This is a genomic window from Longimicrobium terrae (assembly GCF_014202995.1).
Taxonomy (GTDB): Bacteria; Gemmatimonadota; Gemmatimonadetes; order Longimicrobiales; family Longimicrobiaceae; genus Longimicrobium; species Longimicrobium terrae.
On the sequence record NZ_JACHIA010000029.1, the window covers coordinates 25,031 to 46,639 of the forward strand.

Consider the following 21,609-nt stretch of genomic DNA (forward strand, 5'->3'; position numbering starts at 1 on the left):
TGCCCATGAAGCGCTTTTCCACCGCAGGCCTCGCGCTGCTGCTGGCCGCGGCCGCCTGCGAAAGCTCGTCGACCTCCGCGCCGGGCATCGCTTCGCTGGTGCTTACTCCCCCGGAGCGCACGCTGCCCGTGGGCGACACCGTGCGCCTGGTCGCAACCATCCAGGACGAGGACGGCGGCGCGGTGGGCGACGCGCAGGTGCGGTGGGCGTCGCTCACGCCCGGCGTGGCCAGCGTGGACGGCACCGGGCTGGTGCAGGCGCACACCCCCGGCACCGCGCGGGTGGTGGCGCAGGTGGAGGACGTGGCGGATACGGCGGTGGTGACGGTGATTTCCGCCGTTCCCGTGGCCGACTGCACGGTGCAGAACACGCGGGCCCTTCCGGTGGGCGGAGCGGTGACGTTCACCGGCTCCGAGGCCGCCACGGTGTGCCTGGACGGCCCGGCCGGCGGCGCCGAGTACGTGCTGATGCCCTTCTTCGGCTCGCAGAGCGAGGGCGGCTCCACCACGCTGAGCCTGCAGGCGTCCGGCAACCTGATCCCCGTCGCCGGGCCGCCCAGCCCGTCCATCTCCCTGTCCCAGTCGGTCGCCGGCTTCGGCGCGGCGGCCCGGGGGGACGGCGGCTTTCACCAGCGACTCAACCAGCGCGCGGCGCCGCACCTGACCACGCTGGTTCCCGGTGCGCGCGCCCGGTTCAACGCGGGACGCGGCGCCCGCCGCTCGCTTCAGCAGCAGACGCCCGCGGTGGGAACGCTGCTGAACCTGAACGTGGGGCAGGAATTCTGCAGCAACGCCGACTACCGCACGGGTCGCGTGGTGGCCGTGGGCCAGCGCGCGCTGGTGGTGGCGGATACGGCCAACCCCGTCAACGGCTTCACCGACGAGGACTACCAGCACTTCGCGCTCAGCTTCGACACGCTGGTGTACCCGGTGGAAACCGCCAACTTCGGCGTTCCCGCCGACGTGGACGCCAACGGCCGCTCCATCATCTTCTTTACCCGCGCGGTAAACGAGCTTACGCCGCGCAACGCCGGGTACATCGTGGGCGGCTTCTTCTACGCCCGCGACCTGTTTCCGCGCACCGCCAACCCCGACTTTGACGGGGCGTGCGCGGGCAGCAACTACGCGGAAATGTTCTACATGCTGGTGCCGGACCCCAGCGGCGTGGTCAACGGAAACCGGCGCACCACCACCTTCGTGCGCAACTCCACCGTCGGCGTGCTGGGGCACGAGTTCCAGCACCTGATCAACGCGTCGCGCCGCCTGTACCTGGTGCCCGGCGTGGGCGGTTCGGAGTGGGATGAGGCGCCCTGGCTGAACGAGGGGCTCAGCCACGTCGCCGAGGAGCTGCTGTTCTACCATCGCGCCGGCATCGGCCCGCGCACCAACCTGGGCGCGCGGGTGACGAGCGACGCGCGCATCGCGGCCGCCTTTGACCTGTTCGGCCAGGACAACTACGGCCGGCTGAACGAATGGCTGCGCGATCCGGGCGCCAACTCCACGCACGACGAGGCGGGCGGCGACCCGGCGGACCTGGCCACCCGCGGCGCCATCTGGTCGTTTCTGCGCTACGCCGCGGACCGCCGCAACGGGGATGACGCCTCGCTGTGGTACAACCTGGTGAACAACGACCGCACCGGATTCGAGAACCTGCTGGCGCAGCTGGGTGTGGAGCCGATGGGGTGGATCCGCGACTGGGCCGTGGGCGCGTACACCGACGACGCGGTGAGCGGCCTGTCGGCCTCGCTGACGCGCACCAGCTGGAACGACCGGGCCGTCTTCGGCGCGCTCACCGGCGGCTACCCGCTGCGGGTGGAGACGCTGGCGGCGGGCGCCACGCGCGAAATCTCGCTGGTGGCCGGCGGCGCCATGTACTTCCGCAGCGGTGTTGCGGCGGGCCAGCGCGGCTCGGTGCTCGTCCGCTCCGCGGGCGCGGCCCCGGGCGAACTGCATTCGGTGACGGTCGTCCGCACCCGCTAGTCATCCGCCTGCACGATTGCGCGGCGGTCCGCATGCGGGCCGCCGCGCGCGCCGGGTGTCCCGGCGCACGACGTTTCCGCGTTCTGTTCTTTCATGGCCCCGCGCGCCGCGCGGCAGCTTTCCGTTCCCCCCGCCAGACTGGTTGATGAAGCGGCTGATTCTTCTACCCCTCGCCGCGGCCCTGGTGGCCGGGTGCCAGAGCGACGGCACGGGCGCGAGCGACAACGTGGCGTTCGTGCAGCTCATGCCGGGCGACCGCACGCTGGCCGTGGGCGAAACGCTTCCGCTGGAAGTGGTGCTGCGCCGCGAGTCCGGCGCCACGCCCGCCAGCCTGGACGGCACCGCCTTCCGCTCCAGCGCGCCCGCCGTGGCCTCGGTGGATGCCGGGGGCAAGGTGACCGGCGTGGCGCCCGGCACGGCGGAGATCACCGCCGAGCTGGACGGCAAGAGCGGTTCGGTGACGGTGCGCGTGGCGCTCCCCCCCGGGCCGTGCACGCCGGCGTCGGCGCGCACGCTGGCCGTGGGCGAGGCGGTGGTGCTGGGCGGGGTGACGGCGTCCACGGGATGCGTGAGCGGCGGCGCGGCGGGCGCGGAGTTCCTGGCCGTGCCCTACCACGGCGGCGGGCTGGACGACACCTCGCTGGGACTGAACGTGAGCGGGCAGTCGGTGACGGGCCTCTCGTCGCCGGCGCCGTCGGTGGCGGCGCTGGCCGCGCTGGCGGGCCCGCGGGAGAACGACGACTTCCACATCCGCCTGCGCGAGCGCGCGGCCCGCGTGCTGGCGCCGCACTACAACACGGCCATGGCCGTGCGCCCCGGCGAGGCGGCCTCCACGGACGCCCGCGCGCCGCGGCTGACGCTGAACCTGCGCTCCCCGTCCATCGGCGACGAGGTGCAGGTGAACACGCAGATCGACGAGCCGTGCGTGAGTCCCACCCCGTCCACGGGGCGCGTGGTGGCCATCAGCAGCCGCGCCATCGTGCTGGCGGACGTGGCCAATCCGGCCAACGGACTGACGACGGCGGATTACCAGTCGTTCGCGGCGCAGTTCGACACGCTGGTGTATCCCACGGTGACGGGCTACTTCGGCGAGCCGGAAGACGTGGACGGCAACGGCAAGGTCGTCATCTACTACACCCGCGAGGTGAACCGGCTTACGCCGCGCGGATCGGGCTCGTACGTGGGAGGCTTCTTCTACTCGCGCGACCTGTTCCCCACGCGCGACCGCGCCGGGCTGCAGGCGTGCGCGGGAAGCAACTTTGCCGAAATGTTCTACATGCTGGTGCCGGACCCCACGGGCGCCGTGAACGGCAACGTGTTTTCGCGCAACCTGGTGCTGAACACCTCGGTGGGCACGCTGGCGCACGAGTTTCAGCACCTGGTGAATGCGTCGCGCCGGCTGTACCTGACCCGCACGGTGGACTGGAACGAGGACACCTGGCTGAACGAGGGGCTCAGCCACATCACCGAGGAGCTGATGTTCTACCGCGTGTCGCGCCGGGCGGCGCGGCAGAACGTGACGTCGGCGCAGGCATCGCCGGCGGGCGGGTCCGGGCCGTACCTGTCGTACATGGACCAGAACATCCGCCGCTACGCCGAGTACCTGGCCGATCCGGAGCACCAGTCGCCGTACGACAACGTGGCCGGCGAGTCCGACGACCTGGCCACGCGCGGCGCGGGATGGGCGTTCCTGCGCTACGCCGCCGACCGCAGCGACGCGCATGAGAACCTGTGGCGCACGCTGGTGGACAGCCGGGTGACCGGCTTCGCCAACCTGAAGCAGGCGCTGGGGGTGGACCCGCGCGAGTGGGTGCGCGACTGGACGACGTCCGTGTACACGGACGACGTGGTTGCGACGGATGCGCGCTTTCAGCAGCCGAGCTGGAACTTCCGCACCTTTTTCAGCAGCTACCCGGTGCCGGTGCGGCCGCTGGCCGGGACCACGAACGTGTTCCTGAACAGCGGGAGCGGCGCGTTCTTCCGCTTCTCCGTGGCGCCGAACGTGGCGGGTTCGGTAAACCTGCGCAGCGGCGCCGCCAACGCGCCGTCGCAGTCGTACATGACCATCGTCCGCACCCGCTGACCGCTTCCGCGGGACGAACCACGAGGGCCCCGCCGCACCACGCGGCGGGGCCCTCGTTTCTGGTCCGTTGATCCGCTCTGCTTCATCGTCTCTCTGCTCCGCGGGAGAAAGGGAGACTCGAGTGCGGCTGCGGATGGCGGCTCATGTCCCGCCGTCTCCAAGCAGTTGAAGCCCCGAACGGCGCCTGTGGGCGACGTGTCGGGGGTTCCCGCTGTTTGAGCGGCGGATTCATTCGCTCAGGACCGGGGCCGGCGCCAGACGATGGGTTGCCCTCCGCGCGAGGTCTGAAGCTCGGGGTCTGTCGATGACGAGCGTCAGAGCAGCGCTTCGGCGAGGAGTTCGTAGGAGCGGACGCGGGCGTCAAAGGAGTGGGTCACGGTGACGGCCATCATCTCGTCCACACCGTAGCGGGCGGCCACGCGCAGCAGTTCATCGCGCACCTGGGCGGGGTCGCCGGCGATCATCCGCGCGCCGTCGGTGCCCAGGGGCGGCGGCGTCCACCCGGGCTCCAGCGTTTCCAGCGCCTGCTCGGGTGATGGGATGCCGCGGTCCTGCCCGCGCATGATGCCGCGCCCCCACGCCTCCATGCTGCCGGCCAGCCGCTGCGCCTCCGCCTGCGTCTCCGCGCAGATCACGCCGAGCGCCACGTTGCCCCGCGGTTGCGGACTGCGCGCATCGGGCTGATAACGATCGTGGTAGCGGCGCATGAGCGGCGCGCCGTCCTCCCCGCTGATGAACTGCGCGAACGAGTAGCCGGCGGACAGGCGGGCCGCGTACTCCGCCGTGCTTCCGCCCGAGCCCAGCATCCACAGCTCCGGAACCGTCGCCGCGCGCGGCATGGCGCGCACGCGGCGCCACGGATGCGGCTCCTCGAATCCATCCGTCAGCCAGCCGGTCAGGTGCTCCACCTGCGCGGGATACTGATCCACCCCGATGCCGCCACGTCCGTACTGCAGCGCCAGCGTCGTGCGCCCGTCGCCGCCCGGCGCGCGGCCCACGCCCAGATCGATGCGGCCGGGGAACATCGCCTCCAGCATGCGGAAGTTTTCCGCCACCTGCAGCGGCGAGTAGTGCGAGAGCATCACGCCGCCGGAGCCCACGCGAATGCGCTCCGTGACCGAGGCCACGCGCGCGATGAGCACGGCGGGCGACGAGCCGGCGAACGAGTTGGTGCTGTGGTGCTCCGCCAGCCAGTAGCGCGAGTACCCCAAATCCTCGCAGATGTGTGCCAATTGGAGCGTCTGGGCGATGGCGTCCGCCGCCGTCCCGCCGTTTGCCACCGGCGACTGGTCCACCACGCCCAGCTTGAGCTTCATCCGCGTTCTCCGTCCATCGTCCCCGCCGCGCACGCCACGCGGCCCGGGTGGAAGCTATCGTCCACGCGATCCACGTGCGACCGCGGCGGATAACGAACGTGCCCGGCCGCATCGGCGGCCGGGCACGTTCATTATCAGTCGATCCAGTTCGTCATTGGGTCGATGATCCCGATCCCGATCCCGATCTTCATCCCCGGATCATCAGCGCCGATCTCTGTCGACCGGCTCACTATCCGGGATCGTCATCGACCGGGATCTTCATCGACCAAACCTCGATCGATTCGGATCGCCATCGACCTCAATCACCAGCGACCCGATCACCATCGACCCGGATTGTCATCGACCCGGATTACCCGGATCGATGAGCGATTCGCGGGTCAGGAGCGGATGGCGGGCTCTTCGTCCGGGGCGGCGGTCCGGGCGCGTTCGCGGCGGATGGCTTCGCGGTACTCGGCGTCACGCGTCATTTCGCGGATGCGCACCCACTTCCAAACCCGCCACGCGCCGTACAGGACAAAGAGGAGCGGGATCAGCCATCCCAGCATGGCCACCACGCCCGCGATCAGCCCCACGAAGTTGTGCCACGAGCTCACGAACGCGTCCCAGATGGGGCGCTCGCCCGGCGTGCTCATCACCGGCTGGTCCTCGTGCAGGGTGATGGTGAGCGTGCTGACGGAGGCGCGGGTGCGCAGGTAGCGCAGGCGGCCGTCCATCCGCTCGATCTCCTCGCGCACGCGGGCCACTTCGCGCTCCATGTTGAGCACTTCGTCGAGCTTGCCATTGCGCGTGTCCAGCAGTTCCAGCAGTCTGGCTTCCAACCGGCGTGCGTTGGCGGCGCGGGCGGTGAGGTCGGTGTACTCTTCGCCCACGTCCTGCGCCGTGACGTTCGCGGACTCCACCTTGCCGATGGGGTTCAGCCCGGTGACGGCCTCGTCGAAGCGGTCGCCCGGAACGCGCAGTTCCACCGTGGCCTGGCGCGTCTCGTCCGAACCCGCGGTGATGGTGGTGTTGCCGATGATGCCGCCCACCCGCGACGCCAGCTGCCGGATGCGCGCGATGCCGGTCTCCAGCGAATCCACCTGCAGCGTGGCGACACCTGTGCGCACCAGCATGGGATTGAGCGTGACGGCGGCCGGTTGCGCGGCGAGCGTTTCAGTCGCGGCGCCGGCCGTGGTGTCCGCCGGAAGCGGCGTCGTGTTCGCCGCCGCCGAGGCGGTTGTCCGCTCGAGAGAGGGCGCGTAGCCCCCGCCGGACCGCGTGGCCGCCGGCGAGGGATCAACCCACGCGATGTCAGCCGTGGCGGCGGAGGACTCGCCGGCGTCACCGCCGCCGCTGCACGCGGCCAGGGCGAACGTGAGGGTCAGGATGGCGGGGTGAAGACAGATTCTCATGAGCGGGCGGGGTTCGGGTGATGCGATCCCATCGGTGTCCTCCCAGAAGGCAGTTGCCATTCCGCGCGGGCCGCCGGTGTTTCCGCACGCGCAAGTCGTTGCAGGAGGAGTGTTTGATGTCATTCGACTCATCCGGATCCGCGGCGCGGCGCATGCGTTCCGTCGTTCACTGAACGGCGGTCTTCGTGCGGAAGTCGTTCATTGAACGGCGCTTGGACTGTTTCTCTGACACGCGGCCGGACGTGTGCCATCCGCCCGCGATCTCTCCAACTACGATCGATCCACTGTCGATGATCACAACGAGGCCGCTCCTTCGATTTTCCGCCACGGCGATGGTCGTCTGCGCCGCGGCGGCGTGCACGCCATCCCCCGTCGTCTCGCCAGCGCCCGCCGCCAATCCACGCCCCGCGGCGACGAGCGTGCTGCTGGCCGCGCGGCCGGAAGCGGCGGGCTTTTCGCCGAAGCTGGGCGCCACGCTGGACTCCATCGCCCGCGCGGGGGTGGCGGACCGCGCCGCGCCGGCCATCGCCATCGCCGTGGGGCGGCACGGGCGGCTGGTGCACCTGCGCGGCTACGGCGCGGTGGACTGGGCGCCCGGTTCCGCGGCGGTGACGGACAGCACGCTGTTCGACATGGCCTCCGTCACCAAGGTCGTCGCGACCACCACGATCGCGATGATGCTGGAAGAAGAGGGCCGGCTAGACCTGGACCGCACCGTCGCCAGCTACCTGCCGGAGTTCTCGGATTCCGCCAAGGCGGGCATTACCGTGCGCATGCTGCTGACGCACCGCGGCGGGCTGGAGGCTGGTGCGCCGCTGGCCGCGCGGTTCCGCGGGCGCGAGCAGTACCTGGAGCAGATCAACCTTCGCCCGCTGCGCTCCGTGCCGGGAACGCAGACCGTGTACAGCGACTGGGATCTGGTGCTGATGCAGCTGGTGATGGAGCGCATTACCGGGCAGACGCTGGACGCCCTGGTCCGCGACCGCGTCTTTGCGCCGCTGGGGATGCGCGAAACGGGCTTTCTGCCCATGCCGTCCTTTGGCCGAAACCGGATCGCCGCGACGGAGGTGGCGGCGGACCGCGGCGGGCTGATCTGGGGCGAGGTGCACGATCCCAACGCGTGGGCGCTGGGCGGGGTGGCGGGGCACGCGGGACTGTTTTCCAGCGCGCGCGACATGGCGGTGTTCGCGCAGATGCTGCTGAACGGCGGAGAGTACGGCAGCGTGCGCGTGCTGCGGCCGCAGACGCTGGCCCGGTGGACGGCGCCGCAGGGTGCGGGTGCCAGCCGGTCGCTGGGGTGGGACACGCCTTCGGGGGAGAGCAGCGCCGGGCGTTTTTTCTCGCCGCGCAGCTTTGGGCACACCGGGTACACGGGGACGTCGGTGTGGATCGATCCGGAGCGGTCGCTGTTCGTCGTCGTGCTCACCACGCGCGTGAACCCCACCGCGGAAAACCAGAAGCACACCGCACTGCGCCGCGCCATTGCCGACGCCGTGCAGGCCGCCATCACCGACGCGCCGCTGGTGGACTGGGAGGCGCGCCGCAAGGCGGCGGAGGGGGCGCAGTGACCACCTGTGTCGGGATTTGAATCTGGACAGATGGTGCGGGCCGCATTACTGTTTTTCGGGTTCTAGAAGCGCTGGCGGTTAGGCAGGTGCACCTTGGGAAGTGCCGGCGCGGCGACTGGGGCCCCCTCCCCCCAACCCCCTCCACCCGCTCCGCGGGAGAGGGGGAGCCGTTTGGCGCAGGGGACGGTGGCGTGCGGTTCCTCCAACTGTGCTCTCTCATGCGTCAGCCGGATCGGTGGCGGGGTTCCCAACGGGTTCGCAGGGCCGCGAAGGAACTGCGGCAGCCGATGACGGAAGCAGAGCAGAAGCTCTGGGCCGCCGTTCGGAGGAATGGAATCGAGGGGCTGCACTTTCGCCGGCAGCATCCGGTTGGACGGTTCATCCTGGATTTCTACTGTGCGCAGGCAACTCTCGCGGTCGAACTTGACGGACCGATCCACGCTGATCAGGTCGAACGCGATCTCGCGCGAACGGACGCACTTGGGAGACTCGGGATTCGCGTGATCCGGTTCCCCAATGAGGCTGTGCTGCAGGACCTCGACGTTGTCCTGTCCCGGATTCAGAGCGAGGCGGAGGCTCGCATCCGAAGTTCCCCCCCCTCTCCCGCGGAGCGGGTGGAGGGGGGCCGGGGGGGAGGGGGCCTCTCCGCGGCGCCCAACCGTCCACAGCTAATCTGACCTGACCAGCTTCCGTCCCGCGCACTCGCGCGGGGACGGCGGACGAGCACGCCCACGGGGCACGGACCGTGCAGCCCGCGGCGGCTTCAACGCAGCATCTGCAACGATTCACCCGAAGATTCCTGAGGCCGCATGGCGCAGTCCCGCGAGCGCGTCCCCGTCCAGATCCTGGAGCACGACCAGATCGCCAGCACCCTGGCCGCCCGCATCGCCCAGATCATCCGTACGGCGAACTCCGAGGGCCGCGCCGCGGTCCTCGGCCTGGCCACGGGCAGCACCCCCATCGGCATCTACCGCCAGCTCATTCGCATGCACCGCGAAGAAGGGCTCGACTTCAGCAACGTCGTGACCTTCAACCTGGACGAATACTATCCCATGGCGCCGGACAGCATCCACAGCTACCACCGGTACATGTGGGAAAATCTGTTCGAGCACATCAACATCCCCCGCGAGAACGTGCACCTGCCCCGCGGCGACCTGCCGCGCGACCAGGTGGAGGCGCACTGCGAAGGGTACGAGCAGGCCATCCGCGACGCGGGCGGCATCGACTTTCAGCTGCTGGGCATCGGCAAGACGGGACACATCGGCTTCAACGAGCCGGGCTCGGGGGTGGAGTCGCGCACGCGCCTGCTGCCGCTGGACACGGTGACCCGCCGCGACGCCGCGGCCGACTTCTTCGGCGAGGACAACGTCCCCACCGAAGCCATCACCATGGGTGTCGCCAGCATTCTGGACGCCCGCGAAATCGCCCTCATCGCCACCGGCGAGCACAAGGCGCGTGTCATCCGGCGCGCGGTGGAGGGCGAGCCGGACCCGGACGTGGCCGCCACGTACCTGCAGAGCCACCCCGACGCCACCTTCTACCTGGACCCCGCCGCCGCGGCGGAGCTCACGCGGGTCAAGACGCCCTGGGTGGTGGGCGAGGTGCGCTGGAGCCGCGAGCTGGAAATCCGCGCGGTGATCTGGCTGAGCCAGGCGACGGGCAAGTCCATTCTCAAGCTGGACAACTACGACTACCGCGAGCACCACCTGAGCTCGCTTCTGGCGCGATACGGCAGTGCCGGGCCGCTGAACGGCGAAGTGTTCAACGCGCTGATCTCCAAGATCCGCGGCAAGAGCAAGCTGCCGGAAAGCAAGCGCATCGTCGTCTTCAGCCCGCACCCGGACGACGACGTCATCAGCATGGGCGGCATCCTGAACAAGCTGCACCAGAACCACAACGACATCGTGGTCGCCTACCAGACGTCGGGCAACATCGCCGTATTCGACCACGAGGTGCGGCGCTATCTCGACTTCCTGCGCCGCTTTGGCCGCGACTTCGACCTGGGCGACGGGCGCATCGAGACGCTCACGGGGCAGATCGAGGACTTTCTGAACAACAAGCACCCCGGGCAGGTGGACATTCCCGAGGTGCAGCGCATCAAGCAGCGCATCCGCGAGGCGGAGGCGGTGTCGGGGATCGAGACGTTCGGGATGAACGTGGAGCAGGCGTGCTTTCTGAACCTTCCGTTCTACCAGACGGGAAAGGTGCGCAAGGACGCCATCGGCCCGCGCGACGTGGAGATCACGCTGAAGCTGCTGGAAGAGCACCGGCCGGAGCTGGTGTTCGTGGCCGGCGACCTTTCGGACCCGCACGGCACGCACCGCATGTGTCTGGAAGCCGTGGAGGCCGCGCTGGAGCAGTACTCCGGCCCCGTGCCGGAGCTGTGGTACTACCGCGGCGCCTGGCAGGAGTGGCCGGTGAGCGAGGCCGACGTGCTGGTTCCGCTTTCGGAGGATGAACTGCGGCTGAAGATTCTGGCCATCTACAAGCACCAGAGCCAGAAGGACAAGGCGCCCTTCCCGGGCCAGGACGACCGCGAGTTCTGGGAGCGGGTGGAGGAGCGCAACACGGGGACGGCGCGCATCGTGGACGCGCTGGGCCTGCCCGAGTACTTCGCCATGGAGGCGTACGTGGTGCGCCGCGGCGGGCAGCCCGTGGAGGTGGAGACGGTGTCGACGAGCGCGCTGGGCGCCCCGCCGTCCATGCGGCGCTCCACGGACCGTCCCAGCGGGGTGGGGATGGGGAGCCGGCCGGAACCGGAGGGCGGCTCGGACGAGGTGGGTGAAATCGGTGGGCAGACGGTCCGCGGATGAACGGACCCATTCTGGTGGGGGTGGACGGCGGGGGCACCCGCTCCACCCTGGTGGTGGCCGATGCGGACGGACGCGAACTGGCCCGCGCGGCCGGCGAGGCGGGGCTGGTGGATCCGCGCGATCCGGAGCGGAGCGCACGCATCATCGCGGATCTGGCGCGTACGGCGCTGGAGCAGGCGGGGGTGCGCGAGCTTCCCGCCGCCATCTGCGCCGGGCTGGCGGGCGTGGGCAACGAGGCCGAGCGCCTGGCCGTACACGACGCGCTTCAGGCGTCCGGAGTCGCGCGGCGGGTTCGCGTGGTGACGGATGGCGAGATCGCGCTGGAAGGCGCGTTCGCCGGCGGACCGGGGATCCTGCTGATCGCCGGCACGGGGTCGGTGGCGTACGGCCGCGCGGCGGATGGGCGGATGGAGCGCTGCGGCGGCTGGGGAATGATCGTGGGCGACGAGGGAAGCGGGTTCGCCCTCGGCCGCGACGGGCTGAAGGCGGCCCTGCGCTCGGTGGACGGCCGCGAGCCGCCGACGGTGCTGCTGGACGGCATCCTGCGCGCGCTGGGCGTGGACAATCCGCGCGAGGTGCCGCCCTGGGCCGGGCGCGTCGCCAAGAGCGAAATCGCCGCGCTGGCCCGCGTGGTCCTGGACGCGGCGGAGCAGGGGGACGGCGTGGCACGCGGGGTGGTGCAGTCCGCCGCGGTAGAACTGTCGCGCCACGTGACCGCGCTCGCCGACCGGCTGGCGCCGTGGCCGGGCGAGGTGCCGGTCGTCTTTCACGGCGGCGTGCTGCGGTCGCCGCTGTATCAGGCGCTTCTCACCCGCGAGCTCGCCATCGGCGCGCGCACGTTCGCTGTGGAGCCGCCGCGGATGGACGCCGTCTTCGGCGCGCTGCGCTACGCCGCCGCGCTCGTATCCGCTGAAGCGCCCGCCTGACCGGGCGCCTCAGCGGTAGTGGTAACGGGCAGCCGCGAAGCAGATTTGTCTGCTGACGAAATAGTATGTGAGCCGGTGCTCTTCGGTGATGCGCCGGGCCCACACTCCTCGTTGATCGTGCCTGAGGGCTTCGGGCTTCCCTTGTCCGTGGAATGGCGTACGGATCACTTCCTCGACCAGCTTGAGAATTCGCAGGGCGGTCCGGGGTTCGGTGCTGATCCAGAACAGCAGATCCATGCGGAACCGTTTCTCGATCAGTGCACGGTCAATTACCGGTGATTCTGCCGCGTCTTCGCCTGATCTGGTCCGCCCCGGCTTCTTTTCCACGGCCCGTTGTCGGTGAATGGTTGCGTGACTCCGACGCTCATCTCTCGCGGAATACTTCGCCGCGGAGCGTCGCTCTGGTGTAGCGGGGGAGCGGGTCGACCGGCCCAATCTGTTGCTCTGCTCGCTCCAGGATGGCGATCAGTTCCGCCCATTCTCCCGGGTGCGCGTTGTAGTAGGCCATCGCTTCGTTGCGCATCGTGAAGCGGCGCAGGCCGCGGCGGAAGTCACGACGGACGAGCGGGCGACGAGGCAGTGCCTGGATCGTAGCTGGCATCGGTCGGCCTTGGCTTCTGGTCAGTAGTGGTAGCGGGCACGGACGAAGAGCGGCCCCTGGTCGGAAATCTGGTAGATGAACCGATGCTCCCCGGTGATTCTGCGCGACCACACGTTGCGCTCGCCGTGGCGCAGCGGCTCGGGTTTCCCCAGCCCGCTCCGTGGACTCCGAAGCACGTCCTCAATCAGGCGCATGATGCGCGTGGCAATCCGGGGCTCGTTTCCGATCCAGAAATCCAGATCCGCACGGAACACCGGTTTGAGCAGTGCATCGCGGACAGGGTCCCACGCCGAGTCCTGGGTGGCGCTTCTGGCCATGAAAGATTTCACCGCGAAGGGTTAGCCGCGTGTGTGGCGGGACCGGCGGCGGAGGGCCGTAGATCCGCTCGTTCTCGTCACAGATTTTCATCAGTTCGGCCCACGCTTCCGGGTGGGTGTCGTAGAACGCCATCGCCTCGTTGTGCATGGTGTAACGCCGCAAACCGCGGCGGAAATCGCGGCGATTGATCGGGCGGCGAGGCGGGGCCTGGATCGTGGCTGTCATCTGCAATCGTCTGCTCCTTTCACGCACTGGGCTCGCTGTGTGAGCCAGCGCGGGCTGAACGCTTTGGATGTCGCGGAGATGAACGATGCCGCAGGATCTCGTCGCTGTCAAGTGTGTCCATCTTGCCTATCCCCTGCCGCCACGGGACGTACCAATCACGGGCCGGAACAACATCCGCATCTCCAGAAACAGCATGAAGATCCACGTATGGATGCTCGCTCTCCTGTCCACGGGCTTCGCGTTTTCCGCCTGTGGCGGGCCGCGGGTGGATGAGCCGCCCGCGCCAAGCCCGGCTGTCGACTCCGTGGTGGCCGCGCCCGCGCCGTCAACTAACGTGGGCGACTCCCTCGCGGACCTGCTGATCCGCGGCGGGACGATCATGGACGGGACAGGAAGCGCGGGATATACGGGCGATGTCGTAATCCGTGGCGATCGCATCGTGGCGGTGGGACAGTCCGGCGGAATGCAGGCGCGGGATACGATTGTCGCGACGGGGCTGGTGGTGTCGCCCGGGTGGATCGACATGCTCGGCCACAGCGAGTACCCCCTGCTGCAGGACGGCCGCGCCATCAGCAAGATCACGCAGGGAATCACCAGCGAAATCACCGGCGAGGTCACCAGCGTCGTTCCCGCGAACGGCAATACCATCCGCGAACTTGGCGAGTACGCTCCGCTCGTGCGGTGGCATGATCTGAATGGCTACTTCGCCGCGCTGGAAGCCGCCCGCCCGGCCATCAACCTGGGGACGTTCGTGACGGTGGGCTCCGCGCGGCGGTACGCCATGGGTGACGCGAACCGGGCGGCCACACCCGCGGAACTGGACACCATGCGCGCGCACGTGGACCTCGCGATGCGGCAGGGCGCCATGGGGCTGAGCTCCGGCCTGGCGTACGCGCCCGCGTCGTTCGCCAGCGCCGAGGAAATCGCGGAACTCGCCCGCGTGTCGGGGCGCTACGGCGGTGGGTACGCCTCCCACATCCGGTCAGAGGGAGCCGGTCTGGTGCGCGCGGTAGAGGAGGCCATCGCCATCGGCGAGCGCGGCGGTACGTGGGTGCAGGTTCACCATTTGAAGGCGTCCGGCCGCAGCAACTGGGGGCGCGTGCGTGGCGCGGTGCAGGCGATTGAGGCGGCGCGTGCGCGCGGGGTGGACGTGACGGCCGACCAGTATCCGTACGCGGCCAGCGGCACCGGGCTGGACGCCGTGCTCCCCGCGTGGACGCACGAGGGCGGGACGGATTCGCTGCTCGCGCGGCTGCGGAATCCCTCCACGCGCGCCCGCATTCGCGCGGAGCTGATCGCGGGCGGCGACGCGAGCATCGGCGCGTCCGCAGGCGGGCCCGGCGGGGTGCAGATCGCGGATGTCACGGTGGACAGCCTGGAGCGCTACCAGGGGTTGCGGCTGAGCGAGTTCGCCCGTCGGCGGGGGCAGCCGGTGGCGGATGCGGTGATGGACCTGCTGCTGGCGGACCGCGCGGGAACGGCGGCGATCTACTTCTCCATGTCGGAGGATGACATTGAGTACGTGATGCGCCAGCCGTGGGTAATGGTTGGAATCGACGCGGGATCGCGCTCGGCGGATCCCAGGCTGGTGGGGCGGCCGCATCCGCGGGCGTACGGCTCGTTTCCGCGCGTGCTCTGCCACTACGTCCGCGAGCGCGGCGTGATCACGATGCCGGAAGCCATCCGCCGATTCACCTCACTTCCCGCCGCGCGCGTGAAGCTGGAGGGACGGGGGATGATCAGGACGGGGATGTTCGCGGACCTGACCATCTTTGACCCGGCGAATGTCTGCGATCGCGCGACGTTCGAGGAACCGGTGCAGCTGAGTGTCGGAATCCGCCACGTAATCGTCAACGGCGTCCCCGTGCTGCGCGACGGGTCTCCCACCGGGTTGCGTGGCGGGCGACCTCTGCGGCGCGGAGGCACCGCGCGGACGCGGTAGGGGACGCTTCAGTCGGTCCACCAACGGATGCGGAGGGGTTGGACGCGGCTGGTGGCGCGTCGGAGAACATGAAGGTCGCGGCGGGCATTTGTCCGGCGGTTGAAACCGCACCTCGAAGAACACGAAGTCCGCCTTTGCGGACTGTACCCTCGGCATTGTTTCTTTTCTGCGGCGTAGTTGAAGCCTCGATCATGGACGCGACAGCGGCCATGTGTCGGGGCTTACCGCTTCATGGAGCGGCGGATTCATCCGCTTCCGACGTCGTTCGGGCTCCGAAATGCCGTCGGGTACGCGATGCGTATCCATCCAACAGCCGTCATCGACCGACACGTGTCCGCCGCAAAGATTCCAGCGGTGAAAACCGGAGGACAGAAGGCGCGCGGCGCTGTATGATGATGCCATGACGCTGACACACGAGCACATGATGACGCGGTTCTACAACCGCGACCGGGAAAGCGACGGGCAGTTCATTACCGGCGTGCTGACGACCGGCATCTACTGCCTGCCGTCATGCCCCGCGCGCAAGCCGCTGCCGCAGAATGTCCGCTTCTTCGAGACGCAGTCGGAGGCGCGCTCCGCCGGGCTGCGGCCCTGCCGGCGCTGCAAGCCGGACCACTTCTACGAACGTTACGATCCCGGGCTGCACCTGGTGGAAACGTTGTCCGCCGACGTGCGGCGCGATCCCGCGCGGTTCGCGGACGCCGCGTCGCTCGTGGCGGCTTCCGGAGTGGGCGCGACGAGGCTGAACGCGCTCTTCCGCGAGCACCTGCACCTGACTCCCGCCGCGTTCCTGGCCCGCGAGCGCGTGGATTCCGCCCGCGCCGCACTCGCGGACGGAGCCTCGGTGTCCGACGCGGCGTTCGGGGCGGGATTCGAGAGCCTGTCTACGTTCCACGCGAACTTTCGCCGCGAAACGGGGCTCACGCCGGGCGAGTTCCGCGCGCTTGGCGCCACGAACGCGTTCACGCTCGCACTGCCGCCCGGGTACCGCGCGGACGCCATGCTGCGCGCGCACGGCCGCGATCCCGCCAGCCTGCTGGAGCGCGTCCATGGGCGGGAACTGGTAAAGGGGATCATGCTGGCCGGCGCTCCCGCGCGGCTTCATGTGACGTTCGATGGCGATGCGGTGGCGTGCCGGGTGGAGGGCACCGCACCGGATCCGCCACGGATGCGGATGGCGCACGCGGTCGCCGCGCGGCTGCTGAACCTGGCGGGCGATCCGTCCGCGTTCGAGCGGAGGATGGAGGCCGATCCGGCGACGGCGCGGTTGATTGAGGGACGGCGCGGGCTGCGGATTCCGCGCACGGCCGACGCGTGGGAGTGCCTGCTGTGGACGATCGTGGGGCAGCAGGTGAACCTCACGTTCGCGTACGCGCTGCGGACGGTGGTGGCCGACCTGTGCGGCGTGCCCGTGGGTGACGGATTACATGCGCACCCCACGCCGGAAGCGGTAGCCGGGCTGGAGTACGGCGACCTGACCGCAAGACGCTTTTCGCGCCGCAAGGCGGAATACGTGATCGACACCGCCCGCCGGATTGCCGCCGGGGAACTGCGGCTGGATGTGGCGGACAAGGAACCGGCGACCACGCTGGAGCGGCGGCTGCTGGAGGTGCGCGGCCTGGGCCCGTGGTCCGTGCGCTACCTGATGATGCGCGGTTTCGGCTTCGCGGACTGCGTGCCCATCGGTGACTCCGGTGTTTCCGCCGCGTTGACCCGCTACCTGGAGCTGGACCACCGGCCCGCCGCGGCCGAGCAGGAAGCGCTGATGCGACCTTTCGCGCCATATCGGAGCTTGGCGACGTATCACCTCTGGGCAAGCCTGGGAGACCCGCAATGACCGTCTACGCAAGCCGTTTCAACACCGAGTCCGGCCCGCTGACCGCCGTCGTGGACGAGGCCGGCGCGCTCACGCATCTGCTCTTTGCGCACCAGCCCGCGCCCGCCGACGCCGTGTGGAACGACGAGCGCTGCGCCGCCGCGATCGGGCAGTTGCGCGAGTACTTCGCCGGGGAGCGCACGGCGTTCGATGTGGAGGTGGCGCCCGCGGGATCGCCGTTTCAGCGGCGGGTGTGGGACGCGCTGCGGCGGATTCCGTTCGGCGCGACGGTGGGGTACGGCGAACTGGCCGCGCAGCTCGGCGTGCCCGGCAGCGCCCGCGCCGTGGGCCGCGCGAACGCGACCAATCCGCTGCCGATCATCGTTCCCTGCCACCGCGTGATCGGCGCGGACGGGAGCCTGACCGGGTACGCCGGCGGGCTGGAAATGAAAGTCGCGCTCCTTCGCCGCGAGGGCGTAGCCTTGGTCGAGGGCGCCCGTCCGCGGATCGCGAGGGCAGCCGCACGCTGACGCTCAAGGAAGTGCGTTAGTGCGGGGTGCGTGAGTGCGTGAGTGCGAGATACGGAGGGTCTGAAAGTGCCGGTTCTGGCGGATTGCGTGCGTTCGTCGATCGATACAAGAGAGCGGCCCCGGATTCTGACCCGGGGCCGCTTCTGCGTGCAGCCGATCGTCTCCCGCCACGTCAGTCGATGCGGATCAGGAAGTCCGTCTTGATCATGCGCGTGCCGTGGCCGGCGAAGTCCACCTCCGCGCGGTCGCCGTTGATGGCCAGCACCAGCCCCTCGCCGTACGTTTCGTGGCGCACCTCATCCCCGCTGCCGAGCAGGGCATGGTCCACATCCGACGTGTGCAGGTCGGGAAAGGTGTAGCCTTCCGGGATGCCGGGCTTCTCCGCGCGCGGGGTCGTGGCCACCACGGACGACGGGTCCGTTTCCACGCAGTTGTCGCAGTGCCCGCACGTCCAGTCCGCGTCGGACACCTCGCCGAAGTACTCCAAAATCATGCGGGTGCGGCACTTGGCGGTGCGGCAGTAGCGCACCATGTCATCCAGCTTCTTGCGGTCCGTGGCGCGGCGGTCCTCGTAATCCAGCAGCTCCTTGCTGAGGTCGGCGGCCGCCACGTCGGGCACCAGGCGCTCCCAGAAGCCGCCACGGTGCTCACGCATCATCCCGTGCCGCTTCAGCAGCGTCATCACGATCCGCGCCTTGCGGCGGGGCACCTCCGCCATCTCGGCGATCTCATCCAGCGCGCGTTTCTCTTCCATCGGCATGCGGTTGACGACGCGCGCCACGGCGATCGCCTCGTCCAGATCCGGATACTTGCCGCCAAGGAAGTACCCCTGCACCCCGCGGTCTTCTTCGCGGTACAGAATGACGCACCGCGAAGGCTCGCCGTCCCGCCCCGCGCGCCCCGCCTCCTGGTAGTACGACTCCAGCGAGCCGGGAAAGTGGTAGTGCACAATGAAGCGGATGTCGGGCTTGTCGATCCCCAGCCCGAAGGCGTTGGTGGCGATCACCGCCTTTGCCTCTCCCGACATGAAGCGGTCCTGCGCCTCGTGCCGCTCCTTTGCCGGGAGCTTGCCGTGGTACAACGCCAGTTCCCGCCGCTTGCCGAACTCCTCGTACAGCCGCTCGGCCTCTTTTACGGTGGCGACGTAGATGATGCCCGTGCCCTCCGACCGGCGCAGCACGTGCTCCAGCGCCGCATCCTTTTCCGCCTCGTTGACGGTGGGGAGCACTTCCAGGAACAGGTTGGGACGGATGAGGTCGCCTACCCAGGTGAACGGGTCCTTCATCCGCAGCTGCTTCGCGACGTCGATGCGCACGTCGGGCGACGCGGTTGCCGTCACCGCGAGCACGGGCGGACGGCCCAGGCGCTCGGCGATGCTCCCCAGCATCATGTAGTCGGGGCGGAAGTCGTGGCCCCACTGGCTGACGCAGTGCGCCTCGTCCACCACAAAAAGCGACACCTTGCGCTCCAGAAGCAGCTCAAAGAACTCGCGGTCGCGAAAGCGTTCCGGGGTTACGTACAGGATCTTGCCGTCGCCGCTTTCCACCGCTTCCCGCGCCGCGCGCGTTTCCCCCGCGGACTGGGCGGAGTTGATGGTCCACGCCTCCACGCCCAGTTCATCCAGCTTGTCGGTCTGGTCCTTCATCAGTGCGATGAGCGGACTTACGACCACGGTGAGGCCCGGCAGCAGCAGCGCGGGAAGCTGGTAGATCAGCGACTTTCCCGCGCCGGTGGGAAGAACGACGATGGCGTCGCGGCCGTCCAGCACCGCGCGGATCGTTTCTTCCTGCCCGGGGCGGAACCCGGCGAGGTCAAAATGCTGACGGAGCGCGAGGGCGAGATCATCGCCCGCGCCCTTTACGGATGCGGCCACGCGAATGCCTTTCGGTACGATAGGGTCCTGCGAACGACGGCCACGCTGGGGCAAGCGCCGGGCCAGTTCCGACCCCCACGCGCGCGGCCCCGGCACCGCCCTCCCATGAGTCCGGCGCGTGCCGGGTCTCGCGTGTGTGTCACGCAAGTTGTTGTGGTGTCGCTGTTTGGGGACAGGTGACAGTGCGGGGGGGGCTCCATCGTTGGTTGATCGTGACCTCGGGGAGGTTGCATTTCTCAGCCGGGGCGCCACTTTCCCGGCGCGGGTGGAGGGGACTGCATGGGGGCACGCCCCGTGCACAGGGGTTGGTGACGCCCGCCCCGGTGGGGTGTGGCGGCTGGGTAGATTCCACACACGAGGAGACGGATCAATGACGAAGATGAAGCGTTCTATCGCCGCGGCGCTGTGCGTTGCCACGTTTGGCACCACGGCCTGCGCGTCCCTGAACAACACCGAGCGCGGCGCCGGCATCGGCGCGGGTGCGGGTGGCGCGATCGGCGCCGTGATCGGCCGCCAGACCGGCAACACGGCCCGCGGCGCCATCATCGGCGCGGTGGTGGGCGGCGCGGCCGGCGCGGTCATCGGCCGCCGCATGGACCGCCAAGCGCAGGAACTTGAGACGATTCCCAACACCGAAGTGCAGCGCGTGGGCGAGGGCATCGCCGTCACCTTCGAGTCCGGCATTCTGTTCGCCACCAACTCCGACGTGATTCAGTCCGCCGGCCAGAGCAACCTGCGCCAGCTGGCCGCCAGCCTGCAGCGCTACCCCGGCACCGAAGTGCTCATCGTGGGCCACACGGACGCCGACGGTTCGGATGACTACAACATGGGCCTGTCGCTGCGCCGCGCCTCGGCCGCCCGCAACTACCTGGTGGGCCAGGGCATCTCGTCCAGCGTGATCCGCGTGGAAGGCCGCGGCGAGTCCGAGCCGGTGGCCGACAACACCACCGCCGCCGGCAAGTCGCGCAACCGCCGCGTGGAAGTCGCCATCTTCGCGAGCGAAGAGTACCGGCAGCAGGTGCTGCGCGAGAACGGCTCGCAGTAAGCCGCTGCTCCGCTGATCGAAACAAAGCCCGGGACCGTGATGGTCCCGGGCTTTTTCGTGCGTCCATGATTCTCGTGTGCAGCGACGCGGGGGAACTGCCGTTTCACACGGAGGTCGCGGAGGATCCACGGAGGTCACGGAGGATGATGGCGCGGCGGCGGGTCATCCGCTCACCGGCTGCACCGCGTCCAGGATGGCGTCGAGGATGGTGATGACGGCGGCGGGGATGCGCGATCCGGGGTCGGCGGATGGGTCCCACGCGGTAAAGGCGATGGCGGGAAGGGCGAAGCCGGCTGCGACTTCGTTGGCGAGCGCGGCTACATCGGCGATGGAGAGGCCGCCCGGAACCGCGTAGCCGTTCGCCACCGCTTCCGACGGATCGATCACGTCCAGATCGATGTGCAGGTACGCGGTTGCCGTTACCGCGCGTGCGGGGTCCAGCAGCCGCGGCATTCCGCGCGCGCCGCGTCCGCGTGCACCAGGCGGATGGCGGAATCGGCCAGCAGCGCCTGTTCGCCCGCGTCCAGGTCGCGCGCGCCGACCAGCAGGACGTGGTCCTCCGCGACGGGGCGGGGAAGGAGGGACGCGGCCATCGGAGCCCAGCAGTGGCCGGTAAGGATGGCCAGCGCCATCCCGTCCAGAAAGCCGCTCCGGCTCGTCTCTGGCGTGTTCAGGTCGCCGTGCGCGTCCATCCACACGACGAGCGGTTCGTCTTCCGCCAGCGCGGCGACGGTGCCCAGTGCGCTTCCGCAGTTGCCGGCGAGCACCACGGCCAGCGCGCCCGCCTCACGCGCGGTGCGCACCCGGTCGCGCAAGGCCGCCGCGAGCACGAACGCCGTTCGGATCTCGGTCGCGGGCCCGTCATCCGGCGCCTCCACGATCTCGGTCGCGACGTGGTGGCCGCGAGCGCGCAGGTGATCCTCAAGTCCGCTCCGCAGCAGTGCTTCAGGGCCGGCGCCCATCCGCCAGCCGCGCACGGCAGAGTCGTAGGGCACCGCGATCAGGTGGATGTTCATCTCAAATGCCTCGAAAGCAGGACTTTATCTTCGTGGGTGTGCAAGAGTAGAAACGGCGCGGTTCTCATGATTTGGCGCGGCGGCAGGCACCCCTCTCCCCCCAGCCCCCTCTCCCGCAAGCGGGAGAGGGGGAGCCGTTCGGCGCCGAGGCGGAGTTCGGCGCTCAA

The 21,609-nt window shown here is 69.5% G+C and carries 19 protein-coding genes; 11 read left to right on the top strand and 8 right to left on the bottom strand.

Annotated elements, in window-relative coordinates:
- Positions 1-5 precede the first annotated feature (5 nt).
- Complete coding sequence (locus HNQ61_RS26525; protein WP_170035177.1) at positions 6-1,979, top strand: Ig-like domain-containing protein; 1,974 nt, start codon at positions 6-8, stop codon at positions 1,977-1,979.
- Positions 1,980-2,124: 145 nt separating this feature from the next.
- Positions 2,125-4,062 carry an Ig-like domain-containing protein gene (locus tag HNQ61_RS26530; RefSeq protein WP_170035178.1) on the top strand — a complete coding sequence of 646 codons (1,938 nt, stop codon included), beginning with the start codon at positions 2,125-2,127 and terminating at the stop codon, positions 4,060-4,062.
- Between the two features lie 314 nt (positions 4,063-4,376).
- On the opposite strand, the gene HNQ61_RS26535 is transcribed toward HNQ61_RS26530, so the two are convergent.
- A complete protein-coding gene (locus tag HNQ61_RS26535; protein ID WP_170035179.1) occupies positions 4,377-5,378 on the bottom strand; it encodes an LLM class flavin-dependent oxidoreductase in 1,002 nt (333 codons plus the stop codon).
- Positions 5,379-5,476: 98 nt separating this feature from the next.
- Here HNQ61_RS26535 and HNQ61_RS26540 point away from each other — a divergent pair, with 98 nt between their 5' ends.
- Positions 5,477-5,743: a hypothetical protein gene (locus HNQ61_RS26540; RefSeq protein ID WP_170035180.1), complete on the top strand. Its 267-nt coding sequence runs from the start codon at positions 5,477-5,479 to the stop codon at positions 5,741-5,743.
- A gap of 12 nt (positions 5,744-5,755) precedes the next feature.
- Here the strand turns inward: HNQ61_RS26540 and HNQ61_RS26545 are convergent, their stop codons facing one another.
- Entirely contained in the window at positions 5,756-6,769 is a 1,014-nt protein-coding gene (locus HNQ61_RS26545) for a DUF4349 domain-containing protein (protein ID WP_170035181.1), read from the bottom strand.
- Between the two features lie 290 nt (positions 6,770-7,059).
- Here HNQ61_RS26545 and HNQ61_RS26550 point away from each other — a divergent pair, with 290 nt between their 5' ends.
- The 4 genes from HNQ61_RS26550 to HNQ61_RS26565 all read left to right on the top strand — a co-directional run bounded on the left by HNQ61_RS26550 (position 7,060) and on the right by HNQ61_RS26565 (position 12,076).
- Positions 7,060-8,337 carry a serine hydrolase domain-containing protein gene (locus HNQ61_RS26550; RefSeq protein WP_170035182.1) on the top strand — a complete coding sequence of 426 codons (1,278 nt, stop codon included), beginning with the start codon at positions 7,060-7,062 and terminating at the stop codon, positions 8,335-8,337.
- A gap of 218 nt (positions 8,338-8,555) precedes the next feature.
- The gene (locus tag HNQ61_RS29940) at positions 8,556-9,014 is read left to right on the top strand and encodes an endonuclease domain-containing protein (RefSeq protein ID WP_170035183.1); all 459 of its coding nucleotides are present in this window, start codon (positions 8,556-8,558) and stop codon (positions 9,012-9,014) included.
- A gap of 132 nt (positions 9,015-9,146) precedes the next feature.
- The gene (gene nagB, locus HNQ61_RS26560; protein WP_170035184.1) at positions 9,147-11,150 is read left to right on the top strand and encodes a glucosamine-6-phosphate deaminase; all 2,004 of its coding nucleotides are present in this window, start codon (positions 9,147-9,149) and stop codon (positions 11,148-11,150) included.
- Positions 11,147-12,076 carry a BadF/BadG/BcrA/BcrD ATPase family protein gene (locus HNQ61_RS26565; RefSeq protein WP_170035185.1) on the top strand — a complete coding sequence of 310 codons (930 nt, stop codon included), beginning with the start codon at positions 11,147-11,149 and terminating at the stop codon, positions 12,074-12,076. Before nagB ends, HNQ61_RS26565 begins: the two co-directional genes overlap by 4 nt.
- 9 nt (positions 12,077-12,085) lie before the next feature.
- Here the strand turns inward: HNQ61_RS26565 and HNQ61_RS26570 are convergent, their stop codons facing one another.
- Genes HNQ61_RS26570 through HNQ61_RS26580 form a run of 3 tightly spaced genes read right to left on the bottom strand, consistent with a single transcriptional unit; the run spans position 12,086 to position 12,994 of the window.
- Complete coding sequence (locus HNQ61_RS26570; RefSeq protein ID WP_338088134.1) at positions 12,086-12,403, bottom strand: Txe/YoeB family addiction module toxin; 318 nt, start codon at positions 12,401-12,403, stop codon at positions 12,086-12,088.
- A gap of 37 nt (positions 12,404-12,440) precedes the next feature.
- A complete protein-coding gene (locus HNQ61_RS26575) occupies positions 12,441-12,677 on the bottom strand; it encodes a hypothetical protein (protein WP_170035186.1) in 237 nt (78 codons plus the stop codon).
- A 20-nt stretch (positions 12,678-12,697) separates the two neighbouring features.
- Entirely contained in the window at positions 12,698-12,994 is a 297-nt protein-coding gene (locus HNQ61_RS26580) for a Txe/YoeB family addiction module toxin (protein ID WP_170035187.1), read from the bottom strand.
- Between the two features lie 419 nt (positions 12,995-13,413).
- Here HNQ61_RS26580 and HNQ61_RS26585 point away from each other — a divergent pair, with 419 nt between their 5' ends.
- The 3 genes from HNQ61_RS26585 (at position 13,414) to HNQ61_RS26595 (ending at position 17,508) form a co-directional block, all read left to right on the top strand.
- Positions 13,414-15,162 carry an N-acyl-D-amino-acid deacylase family protein gene (locus tag HNQ61_RS26585; protein WP_170035188.1) on the top strand — a complete coding sequence of 583 codons (1,749 nt, stop codon included), beginning with the start codon at positions 13,414-13,416 and terminating at the stop codon, positions 15,160-15,162.
- 400 nt (positions 15,163-15,562) lie between these two features.
- On the top strand, positions 15,563-16,999 hold the full coding sequence (locus HNQ61_RS26590; protein ID WP_170035189.1) for a DNA-3-methyladenine glycosylase 2: 1,437 nt from the start codon (positions 15,563-15,565) through the stop codon (positions 16,997-16,999).
- Positions 16,996-17,508 carry a methylated-DNA--[protein]-cysteine S-methyltransferase gene (locus HNQ61_RS26595; protein WP_170035190.1) on the top strand — a complete coding sequence of 171 codons (513 nt, stop codon included), beginning with the start codon at positions 16,996-16,998 and terminating at the stop codon, positions 17,506-17,508. Before HNQ61_RS26590 ends, HNQ61_RS26595 begins: the two co-directional genes overlap by 4 nt.
- A gap of 172 nt (positions 17,509-17,680) precedes the next feature.
- Here HNQ61_RS26595 and HNQ61_RS26600 read toward each other — a convergent pair whose 3' ends face one another.
- Positions 17,681-19,381 carry a RecQ family ATP-dependent DNA helicase gene (locus HNQ61_RS26600; RefSeq protein ID WP_205761561.1) on the bottom strand — a complete coding sequence of 567 codons (1,701 nt, stop codon included), beginning with the start codon at positions 19,379-19,381 and terminating at the stop codon, positions 17,681-17,683.
- A 370-nt stretch (positions 19,382-19,751) separates the two neighbouring features.
- Between HNQ61_RS26600 and HNQ61_RS26605 the strand changes: the two genes are divergently transcribed.
- Entirely contained in the window at positions 19,752-20,426 is a 675-nt protein-coding gene (locus HNQ61_RS26605) for a YiaD family glycine zipper/OmpA-like lipoprotein (RefSeq protein ID WP_205761563.1), read from the top strand.
- A 162-nt stretch (positions 20,427-20,588) separates the two neighbouring features.
- Here HNQ61_RS26605 and HNQ61_RS29380 read toward each other — a convergent pair whose 3' ends face one another.
- Entirely contained in the window at positions 20,589-20,879 is a 291-nt protein-coding gene (locus HNQ61_RS29380) for an arginase family protein (RefSeq protein ID WP_170035193.1), read from the bottom strand.
- On the bottom strand, positions 20,846-21,442 hold the full coding sequence (locus tag HNQ61_RS29385; RefSeq protein WP_170035194.1) for an arginase family protein: 597 nt from the start codon (positions 21,440-21,442) through the stop codon (positions 20,846-20,848). The genes HNQ61_RS29380 and HNQ61_RS29385 overlap by 34 nt, the downstream gene beginning before the upstream one ends.
- Positions 21,443-21,609 lie beyond the last annotated feature (167 nt).

Bases quoted from the DNA above. Each gene is read 5' to 3' on its own strand.
- HNQ61_RS26525 (WP_170035177.1), top strand. From the start codon at position 6: ATGAAGCGCTTTTCCACCGCAGGCCTCGCGCTGCTGCTGGCCGCGGCC.
- HNQ61_RS26530 (WP_170035178.1), top strand. From the start codon at position 2,125: ATGAAGCGGCTGATTCTTCTACCCCTCGCCGCGGCCCTGGTGGCCGGG.
- HNQ61_RS26535 (WP_170035179.1), bottom strand. From the start codon at position 5,378: ATGAAGCTCAAGCTGGGCGTGGTGGACCAGTCGCCGGTGGCAAACGGC.
- HNQ61_RS26545 (WP_170035181.1), bottom strand. From the start codon at position 6,769: ATGAGAATCTGTCTTCACCCCGCCATCCTGACCCTCACGTTCGCCCTG.
- HNQ61_RS26550 (WP_170035182.1), top strand. From the start codon at position 7,060: ATGATCACAACGAGGCCGCTCCTTCGATTTTCCGCCACGGCGATGGTC.
- HNQ61_RS29940 (WP_170035183.1), top strand. From the start codon at position 8,556: ATGCGTCAGCCGGATCGGTGGCGGGGTTCCCAACGGGTTCGCAGGGCC.
- nagB (WP_170035184.1), top strand. From the start codon at position 9,147: ATGGCGCAGTCCCGCGAGCGCGTCCCCGTCCAGATCCTGGAGCACGAC.
- HNQ61_RS26565 (WP_170035185.1), top strand. From the start codon at position 11,147: ATGAACGGACCCATTCTGGTGGGGGTGGACGGCGGGGGCACCCGCTCC.
- HNQ61_RS26575 (WP_170035186.1), bottom strand. From the start codon at position 12,677: ATGCCAGCTACGATCCAGGCACTGCCTCGTCGCCCGCTCGTCCGTCGT.
- HNQ61_RS26580 (WP_170035187.1), bottom strand. From the start codon at position 12,994: ATGGCCAGAAGCGCCACCCAGGACTCGGCGTGGGACCCTGTCCGCGAT.
- HNQ61_RS26585 (WP_170035188.1), top strand. From the start codon at position 13,414: ATGAAGATCCACGTATGGATGCTCGCTCTCCTGTCCACGGGCTTCGCG.
- HNQ61_RS26590 (WP_170035189.1), top strand. From the start codon at position 15,563: ATGACGCTGACACACGAGCACATGATGACGCGGTTCTACAACCGCGAC.
- HNQ61_RS26595 (WP_170035190.1), top strand. From the start codon at position 16,996: ATGACCGTCTACGCAAGCCGTTTCAACACCGAGTCCGGCCCGCTGACC.
- HNQ61_RS26605 (WP_205761563.1), top strand. From the start codon at position 19,752: ATGACGAAGATGAAGCGTTCTATCGCCGCGGCGCTGTGCGTTGCCACG.
- HNQ61_RS29380 (WP_170035193.1), bottom strand. From the start codon at position 20,879: ATGCCGCGGCTGCTGGACCCCGCACGCGCGGTAACGGCAACCGCGTAC.
- HNQ61_RS29385 (WP_170035194.1), bottom strand. From the start codon at position 21,442: ATGAACATCCACCTGATCGCGGTGCCCTACGACTCTGCCGTGCGCGGC.